We start from the raw sequence: 8,640 nt of genomic DNA on the forward strand, positions 1-8,640 counted from the left end.
GGCCTTCGGCGTGGCCGCCCTTGATGAGCACGGCGGGCCCGAGTGCGCGTACCGCGGCTTCGCCGCCGAGCGCTGCGAGTTCGGGGAGGTTGGGGGTGACGAGCGTGGCGATCCGCATGAGGCGGGCGAAGGCGGCGATCGTGTCGGGGGCGGCGAGCACCGAGCCGCTGCTGGCGATCATGACCGGGTCGAAGATGATCGGTATCGGGTCGCGGGAAAACATTGACGTCAGGCGGTCGGCGACGGCGTTGGCGGTCAGGGCCGAGCCGATCATGCCGATCTTCACCGCGTCGACGCCGATGTCGGACACGACCGAGTCGATCTGCGCGAGGACGATGTCGGTGGGCACCGGGTGGACCGCCTGCACGCCGAGCGTGTTCTGCGCGGTGATCGCGGTGATGGCGGTCATCGCGTGGCCGCCGAGCATCGTGACGGTCTTGATGTCCGCCTGGATGCCGGCGCCGCCGCCTGAATCGGAGCCGGCGATGATGAGGAGTCTCGCGGTCATTGGCGGTGCCGGGCGGGGTTGGAGGTCATGGGTCGGGCTATGGCATAGTCGGTGCGGTGCGGGACAGGGCCATGCCCTCGCCACCTCCCCGGCGGAGGCCGGGGCCCAGTTGGGGACTGCTCCTGACGGAGGGCAGCGATCCGTTACCTCGACCTTGCCAACTGGGCCCCGGCCTTCGCCGGGGTGGTTGAGGTTTGGAGCGGGGTCTAGTGCCGCCGGCCCGAGGCGGGTCTCTGTGGCGGGGCATCGCCGAACCGGGTCGGGCGGTCGAGGAGTTCGCCGCCGCAATTGGGACAGCGCTCGTCGAGCGCGTCCGCACAGGAGGCGCAGAAGGTGCATTCGTACGAGCAGATGAACGCGCCGGGCGCGTCGGCGGGAAGCTCGGCGGCGCAGCGTTCGCAGGTGGGGCGCATCTCGAGCATCAGGCGGCGACCTTGCGGACGGCTTCGCAGATCCGGTCGACGACGCGCCCGACCTGACCCGGATCATCCCCTTCCGCCATCACGCGGATCACGGGTTCGGTGCCCGACGGGCGGATGACGAGCCGCCCCTTGCCGGCGAGCTCGGCCTCGGCCTGCGCGATCACCGCTTTCACCGCCTCGTCGTCGAGCGGCTTGCCGCCGCCGAACCGTACGTTCTTCAACAGTTGCGGCAAGGGTTCGAACCGGTGGAGCACCTCGCCCGCGCGCGCGCCCGAGCGCTTGACCTCGGCGAGGATCTGGAGGGCGGCGACCAGGCCGTCGCCGGTCGTGGCATAGTCGCTGAGGATGATGTGCCCCGACTGCTCGCCGCCGACATTATAGCCGCTCGACCGCATCTTTTCGAGCACGTGACGATCGCCGACCTGGGTACGGACCAGCCCGAGCCCCTGCGCGGCGAGATGGCGTTCGAGGCCAAGATTGGACATCACGGTGGCGACGAGGCCGCCGCCCTTGAGCCGCCCCTGCCGCGCCCAGCTTGCCGCGATCGTCGCCATCAGCTGATCGCCGTCGACGATCGTGCCGGTCTCGTCGACGACGATCAGCCGGTCGGCGTCACCGTCGAGCGCGATGCCGATATCCGCGCCGCTCGCGACGACCGTCTCGGCAAGCGCCTGCGGTGCGGTCGAGCCGACGCCGTCGTTGATGTTGGTGCCGTCGGGCGTGACGCCGATCGCGACGACGTCCGCGCCGAGTTCCCACAGCGCCGAGGGGGCGACCTTGTAGGCGGCGCCGTTCGCGCAATCGAGCACGATCCGCATCCCGTCGAGCCGCAGATTTTCCGGGAAGGTCGACTTGGCGAAATGGATGTAGCGCCCCTGCGCATCGTCGATCCGGCGCGCGCGGCCGATCTTGCTCGACGCGACCAGCGGCACGTCGCCGTCGATCAGCGCCTCGATCGCGGTCTCGGCCTCGTCGGACAGCTTGAAGCCGTCGGGGCCGAACAGCTTGATACCGTTATCGGCATAGGGGTTGTGGCTGGCGGAGATCATCACGCCGATATCCGCACGCATCGACTGGGTCAGCATCGCGACCGCAGGCGTCGGCATCGGCCCGACCATCACCACGTCCATGCCGACGCTGGTAAAGCCCGCAACGAGCGCGGATTCGAGCATATAGCCCGACAGCCGCGTGTCCTTGCCGATCACGACGCGGTGGCGATGATCGCCGCGCAGGAAATAGGCGCCCGCCGCCATGCCGACCTTCATCGCCATCTCCGCGGTCATCGGCGATGCGTTGGTGGCACCGCGAATGCCGTCGGTGCCAAAATATTTCCTTGCCATCGTCAATGCTTTCCGTCCGGTATCGCTCTCTGGCATCGCTGATAGCGCGGTGGAACACGAAGGGCGAGCATGTCGCAGACTACACGGATACTCGCAGCGCTGTTCGGCGGCATCGGGATCGGCATCGCCGCGGCCGCCTGGTCGCCGGCCCACGCGCTCGCGGCGACGGCGGTGACCCAGCCGATCGGCGCGGCCTGGCTGCACGGGTTGCAGATGGTGATCGTGCCGCTCGTCGTCGGGCTGCTCGTCACCGGAATCGGCGCGACGACCGAGGCGGCACGCGCCGGGCAGATCACGATGCGGGCGATGGTGATGATCGTCGTCATCCTGTGGAGTTCGACGATCATGTCCGCGCTGGTCATGCCGTTGATCCTCGATGCCTTCCCGCTGCCACGCGGGCTCGGCGCCGCTCTGCGCGCCGCGCTGACCGGTGCCGCCCCGGTCGGGCCGGTGCCGGGGATCGGCGCGTTCTTCGACACGATCGTGCCGACCAACATCGTCGCCGCGGCATCGAGCGATTCGTTCCTGCCGCTCACCGTCTTCGCGCTGACGTTCGCCTTTGCCGTCACGAAACTGCCCGACGATCGCCGCCGCGTGCTAACCGGTTTCTTCCAGGCGGTCGTCGACGCGCTGCTGATCATCATCAAATGGGTGCTGAAGCTCGCGCCGATCGGCATCTTCGCGCTCGCCTACGGGGTCGGTGCGCGCACCGGGACGGCGGCGTTCGGCGCGCTGCTGCACTATATCGTCTGCGTCTCGGCGATCGGCTTCATCGTCCTGCTGAGCGCCTATCCGATCGGCATGATCGGCGGCCGGGTCAGCCTGCGCCGGTTCGCGCGTGCGGTCGCGCCGGCGCAGGCGGTCGCGATCAGCACCCAGTCGTCGCTCGCCTCGCTGCCGGCGATGCTGAAGGCCTCGACCGAGCTCGGCGCGTCGCCCGCCACCGCCGGGATCGTCCTGCCGCTGTCGGTCGCGGTGTTCCGCGCGACCAGCCCGGCGATGAACCTCGCGGTCGCGCTGTACGTCGCGCACTGGCTGGGGCTGCCGATCGGGCCGGGGCAGATGGCCGCGGGCGTCGCGACCGCGGCGATCACGACGATGGGATCGATCTCGCTGCCCGGCACGATCAGCTTCGTCGCCTCGGTCGCGCCCGTCGCGCTGGCGATGGGCATCCCGCTCGAGGTGCTCGGTCTGCTCATCGCGGTGGAGACCATTCCCGACCTGTTTCGCACGGTCGGGAACGTGACGATGGACACCGCCGTCACTATCTCCGTCGCGGCGCGGTCCGATCACGGCGGCGGCGCCGAGGAGATTCCGCATGAAATATCGCACGCTCGGCCCTGATTTCGAGGTTTCCGCGCTGGGTCTCGGCTGCATGCCGATGGCCGGCGTCGGCAAGGACATGTACGGCAGCGCCCCCGCCGACGAGAGCATCGCGACGATCCACCGCGCGATCGAGCTGGGCGTGACGCTGTTCGACACCGCCGAAATCTATGGCCCGCTGATCAACGAGGAGCTGCTCGGCAAGGCGATCCGGGGGAAGCGCGACGGCGTCGTGATCGCGACCAAGTTCGGCTTCCGCTATGACGAGAACGGCATGACCGGCGTCGACAGCACGCCTGCCAATGTGCGGCGTGCGTGCGAGGGGTCGCTGAAGCGGCTCGGCGTCGAGACGATCGACCTGCTCTACCAGCACCGCGTCGATCCGGGCGTGCCGATCGAGGAGACGGTGGGCGCGATGGCGGAGCTCGTCCGCGAGGGCAAGGTGCGGCATCTGGGGCTGTCGGAGGCCGGGCTCGACACGATCCGGCGCGCGGCGGCGACGCATCCGATCGCGGCGCTGCAGAGCGAATATTCGCTGTGGGAGCGCGGGGTCGAGGACGCGATCCTGCCGCTGTGCCGTGAGCTGGGAATCGGGTTCGTGCCCTATTCGCCGCTGGGGCGCGGGTTCCTGACCGGGCAGATCACTGCGCGATCGGACCTGCCCGAGGGCGATTACCGCCGCAACGACCCGCGCTATTCGGACGCAAACTTCGCCAAGAACATGGAGATGGTCGCGGTGGTGAAGGGTATCGCCGATACGCATGGGGCGAGTCCGGCGCAGGTCGCGCTGGCGTGGCTGCTGGCGCAGGGGGACGACATCGTACCGATCCCGGGGTCGAAGCGTCGCGTCACGCTGGAGGACAGCATGAAGGCGGCCGACGTCACGCTGTCGGCGGACGATCTGGCGAAACTCGATGCGGCGGCGCCGAGGGGTGGCACGGCGGGGCCGCGCTACGGTGAGAAGGCGCTGTCGATGACGCGGATCTGACCGGGTCCTACCCTTTTATAATCGTCATCCCCGCGCAGGCGGGGATCCAGACTGGCGAACCGTGGTCTCTTACGAACCGCAGAGTGTCTGGATCCCCGCCTTCGCGGGGATGACGGATTGAGGGAATGATTTGCCGGCGGTCCAGCGGCCTTACTGGACCCCGTGCATCCACTTCTTGATCAGCGGCGAGATCAGCAGCAGCAGCACGCCGATCCCCGCCGAGACCAGCCCGATCGTCCAGAACACGCCGGCATAGGTGTCGAGGCTGACCTTCAGATTGGTCACCTGACCGCCGACCGTCTCGACGCTGGCGACCTGCGCGACGATGCCCGCGACATATTGCGCGACCGAGATCGACAGGAACCACACGCCCATCATCAGCCCGACGACGCGCGCGATCGACAGCTTGGTGATCATGCTGAGCCCGACCGGCGAGATGCAGAGCTCGGCGAACGAGTGGATGAAGTAGAGCCCGGCGAGCCACCAGATCGCGACCTTGAACGTCGGCCCGACCATGCTCGCGCCCCAGACGAGGAACAGGAAGCCGACGCCGACGCCGATCAGCGCGATGCCGAACTTGACCGGGATCGACGGCTCGATGCCCCGGGCGGCCAGCTTGGTCCACAGGATCGACATCACCGGCGCCAGCGCGACGATGAAGAACGCGTTGAAGAACTGGGTCTGCCCAGCCGAGATGCTGAACAGCCCGAACACGCTGAGATCGGTGTTGCGATCCGCGAACAGCGTGAGGCTCGAGCCCGCCTGCTCGAACAGCGTCCAGAACACGACGTTGAAGACGATCAGCACCATCGCCGCGAGCATCATCTGGAACTCGCGCCGCTCGCCATTGACGAACGACCAGATCAGGATGCCCGGCACCGCGACCAGGAACGTGCCGAACAGCAATTTGCCCATCAGCGACAGCGAGACGATGTAGCCGATGATCCCGGAACCCGGCACCGGCGGCTCGGCGTTCATCAGGTTGACGAACAGCAGGTAGAAGATCGGGATGCCGAGCAGCGCGAGCGCATAGATGCCGAGCGCGCGATCGGGACCGCTGCGCACCGGCGGCTCGCCGTAGCCGTTGAGTTTGCCGCCATCGAACTGGATCAGCGTCCACGAGAACAGCATGCCGATCGCCGCCAGCCCGAAGCCGGCCCACCAGCCGAACGCGACCGCGAGGAACGGGCAGAGCAGCTGCGAGAACAGCGAGCCGAGGTTGATCCCCATGTAGAAGATCGTGAACCCGGCATCGCGGCGCTTGTCGCCCTGCGCGTAGAGCTCGCCGACCATCGTCGAGATGTTGGGCTTGAAGAAGCCGTTGCCGACCGAGATCATGCACAGCGCGAGCAGCATGATCGTGACGTAGAAGCTGCTGCGTTCTGCGCCCGACTCGAACCCGCCCTTTTCGACGGTGCGCGCGACCGCGCCGTCGGCGGCGAGCAGCGAGACGGTGCCGTCGTCATTGCCCTTGATCTTCAGCGTGTTCGCGCCGTCGACGAGGTAGCGGACCTCGCTGTCGGCCTGTTCGACGACCTGGATCTCGTAGCGCTGGTTGGCGATCGTCGCATAGGGCTTGGCGGTCTCGCCGCCGAAGCAGAGCAGCAGATAGCCGAGCGCCATAATGATCGCGCCGAACTTCACCGCGCGCTTCGAACCCAGATACTGGTCGGCGAGATAACCGCCGACCAGCGGCGTCAGATACACCAGAGCGGTATAGCCGCCGTACAGCCCGGTCGCCTCGCGGTCGCCGAACACGAAATGCTTGGTGAGGTACAGCGTGAGCAGCGCGCGCATGCCGTAATAGCCGAAACGCTCCCACATTTCGGTGGTGAACAGTCGCGCGAGCTGGCGGGGATGGCCGAACCACGTCTCCCCGCTGGCGGGGTTCACATGGGTGATATCCGGCTCTCGCGGCGTATCCGCGGTCGGGGTGTCCACCATCTTTTACGCTCCCTGAAACGCTGGGCCGCCGTCGAACGCGGCGGCTTCATTGCGGCCTTACCTAGCGGCAAAGCCGGGACTGTAAATATCGGTGGCCGCGGGACCGCCTGCTAAATCGCGGATGCGGCTGTAAATTGCCGCGCCCCGTGCCTATCTGCGGGGCAATGTTCAACGACACTTCCAGCCCGCTTTCGCTGCTCGCGACCCGCCGTTCGGGCAAGCCGCGCGACCTTGTCGCGCCCGGTCCCGATGCCGACCAGCTCGCGCAGATCCTGGCGATCGCGGCGCGCACTCCCGATCATGGCAAGCTGGCGCCTTGGCGCTTCGTGGTGGTCGGCCAGGACCAGCGCACCGCGCTCGCCGCGCTGATCATCGATGCGTACCGCGTCGAGCGGCCGACCGCGTCGCGGACCGAGATCGAGGCGCTCGACCAGTTCGCGCACCAGGCCCCCGCGCTGGTCGTCGTGCTGTCGTCACCCAAGCCGAGCCATATCCCCGTGTTCGAACAGGAATTGTCGACCGGGGCGGCGTGCATGAACCTGCTCCACGCGGTCCACGCGCTGGGCTTTGCGGGCGGCTGGCTGACCGGCTGGCCGAGCTATTCGGACACGGTGCGCGATGCGTTCGGCGAAGGCCATGAGCGGATCGCCGGGTTCCTGTTCGTCGGCACACCGTCGCGGCCGCTCGACGAACGGCCCCGCCCCGATATGGAACGTGTCGTCTCGCGCTGGCGGCCCTAGGACTCGACGAAATGGCCAATTGCTGTATTAAGGCAGCATGACAGCGCTCAGCAGCGAAGACAGCCCCGTATATCTCCGCCTCCGCGCCACGATCGCCGCCGGGATATTACGCGGCGACTATCACGCGGGCGACCAGCTGCCCTCGGTCCGCGCCTTTGCCGCCGAGCATGGCGCCAACCCGCTGACCGTCGCCAAGGCCTATCAGACGTTCCAGGACGACGGCTATGTCGAGGTCCGGCGCGGCGTCGGCATGTTCGTCCTGCCGGGTGCTGCGGAGGCCCTGCGCGTGGCGGAACGCGAGACGTTCGTCACCACGCACTGGCCGCGCATCCTCGGGCATATCGACCTGCTCGGTCTCGACGCGCGCGACCTGCTGGCGCACGAGCGGGCCTGAGCCGCCCCGCGGGGTGATCCCGCGCGGCGGGTGACTCAGAACAGCTTCAGCGCGGCGATGTCCTCGACGCTCAGGTCGATCCCGAACAACAGACTCATGCGGATCCGGTAGACGCGCGGGTCGGTGATCTCGCCCGCCGCCGTATCGGTGCCCGACCGTCGGCGATAGGTGCGCCCCATCAGCGAGGCGAAGCCGTTGGGCAGGACGATGCTGGCGATCGCGGTCTGGGTGAAGCGGCTCGCGGGGGCGGTCGACGTCCAGTGATTGCCGAGCAGCAGGTCGGCGTCGAACACCTCGGCGAGCGTGAAGCTGTATTGCGGCTGGAACCCGCCGCTCGCGCCGCGTCCGTCGGTGGTCATCGGATCCCCGTCGCGCAGTAGCATCCAACCCTGTTCGCCGTGATCGCGGCTGGTCGCCTCGAGCCGGAAGCGCGCGCCATCGGGTGCGGTCGCCTCGGCCCCGTCGGCGAGCGGGAGCACGGGGGTGTAGCTGCCGCCGAAGCCGGTGTCGGCGATCCAGGCCTGGCCGTCGATCGTCACCAGCGCGAAGGTGTGCGTGAGCGGCGGCACTTCGGTCGCGGCGATCCAGACGCGCGCCAGCACCGGGCGGGCGGCAAAGCCCAGTTCGGCGAGCGCATCGAGGAACAGCCGGTTATGCTCGAAGCAATAGCCGCCGCGGCGCGCGGTCACGAGCTTGGCGAACACCGAGGCACTGTCGATCGCGATGCCGCGGCCGAGCACGACATCGAGATCCTCGAACGGGATGGCGAGCCGGTGCGCCAGCTGCAACCGGCCGAGGCCGATCGAATCAAGCGTGGGCCGCGCGGGCATGGCGACACGGGTCAGATAGGCGTCGAGATCGAACATCGGTCGGGGGGTCCTCGTTTGGGTTTGCCCTTACCGTGCGTGTGGCGCGGCCGTCGAGTGCTGAAGGGCGGGTGGGGGCTGTTGGGGGGCATGGCCGCGGTTTTGGGGCGGGCGT

Annotated in this window: 9 protein-coding genes; 4 read left to right on the forward strand and 5 right to left on the reverse strand. The window is 68.1% G+C overall.

The window, feature by feature from the left end; translation table 11 throughout:
- From thiD to glmM, 3 genes are all read right to left on the reverse strand, one after another.
- Positions 1-508, reverse strand: a 508-nt coding sequence (thiD, locus tag sphsw_RS05745) for a bifunctional hydroxymethylpyrimidine kinase/phosphomethylpyrimidine kinase (RefSeq protein WP_031439762.1), incomplete at its 3' end; no start/stop codon positions are given.
- A 206-nt stretch (positions 509-714) separates the two neighbouring features.
- Positions 715-930, reverse strand: coding sequence for a DUF1272 domain-containing protein (locus sphsw_RS05750; RefSeq protein WP_031439763.1), 216 nt, complete (start codon positions 928-930; stop codon positions 715-717).
- Positions 930-2,270 (reverse strand): phosphoglucosamine mutase, encoded by a 1,341-nt coding sequence (glmM, locus tag sphsw_RS05755; RefSeq protein ID WP_031439764.1) that lies wholly within the window; start codon positions 2,268-2,270, stop codon positions 930-932. Before glmM ends, sphsw_RS05750 begins: the two co-directional genes overlap by 1 nt.
- Before the next feature lie 69 nt (positions 2,271-2,339).
- Between glmM and sphsw_RS05760 the strand changes: the two genes are divergently transcribed.
- Both sphsw_RS05760 and sphsw_RS05765 read left to right on the forward strand, forming a co-directional pair.
- Positions 2,340-3,614 carry a dicarboxylate/amino acid:cation symporter gene (locus sphsw_RS05760; protein ID WP_042466636.1) on the forward strand — a complete coding sequence of 425 codons (1,275 nt, stop codon included), beginning with the start codon at positions 2,340-2,342 and terminating at the stop codon, positions 3,612-3,614.
- Positions 3,589-4,581 carry an aldo/keto reductase gene (locus tag sphsw_RS05765; RefSeq protein ID WP_031439766.1) on the forward strand — a complete coding sequence of 331 codons (993 nt, stop codon included), beginning with the start codon at positions 3,589-3,591 and terminating at the stop codon, positions 4,579-4,581. Before sphsw_RS05760 ends, sphsw_RS05765 begins: the two co-directional genes overlap by 26 nt.
- A 150-nt stretch (positions 4,582-4,731) precedes the next feature.
- On the opposite strand, the gene sphsw_RS05770 is transcribed toward sphsw_RS05765, so the two are convergent.
- On the reverse strand, positions 4,732-6,525 hold the full coding sequence (locus sphsw_RS05770; RefSeq protein WP_031439767.1) for a peptide MFS transporter: 1,794 nt from the start codon (positions 6,523-6,525) through the stop codon (positions 4,732-4,734).
- Between the two features lie 164 nt (positions 6,526-6,689).
- Between sphsw_RS05770 and sphsw_RS05775 the strand changes: the two genes are divergently transcribed.
- Complete coding sequence (locus tag sphsw_RS05775; protein WP_031394567.1) at positions 6,690-7,265, forward strand: nitroreductase family protein; 576 nt, start codon at positions 6,690-6,692, stop codon at positions 7,263-7,265.
- A 37-nt stretch (positions 7,266-7,302) separates the two neighbouring features.
- Complete coding sequence (locus tag sphsw_RS05780) at positions 7,303-7,659, forward strand: GntR family transcriptional regulator (protein WP_031439768.1); 357 nt, start codon at positions 7,303-7,305, stop codon at positions 7,657-7,659.
- 35 nt (positions 7,660-7,694) lie between these two features.
- Here sphsw_RS05780 and sphsw_RS05785 read toward each other — a convergent pair whose 3' ends face one another.
- On the reverse strand, positions 7,695-8,525 hold the full coding sequence (locus tag sphsw_RS05785; RefSeq protein WP_031439769.1) for an arylamine N-acetyltransferase family protein: 831 nt from the start codon (positions 8,523-8,525) through the stop codon (positions 7,695-7,697).
- Between the last annotated feature and the right edge of the window lie 115 nt (positions 8,526-8,640).

It is taken from the genome of Sphingomonas sp. FUKUSWIS1 (assembly GCF_000733135.1).
Lineage (GTDB): Bacteria > Pseudomonadota > Alphaproteobacteria > Sphingomonadales > Sphingomonadaceae > Sphingomonas > Sphingomonas aerolata.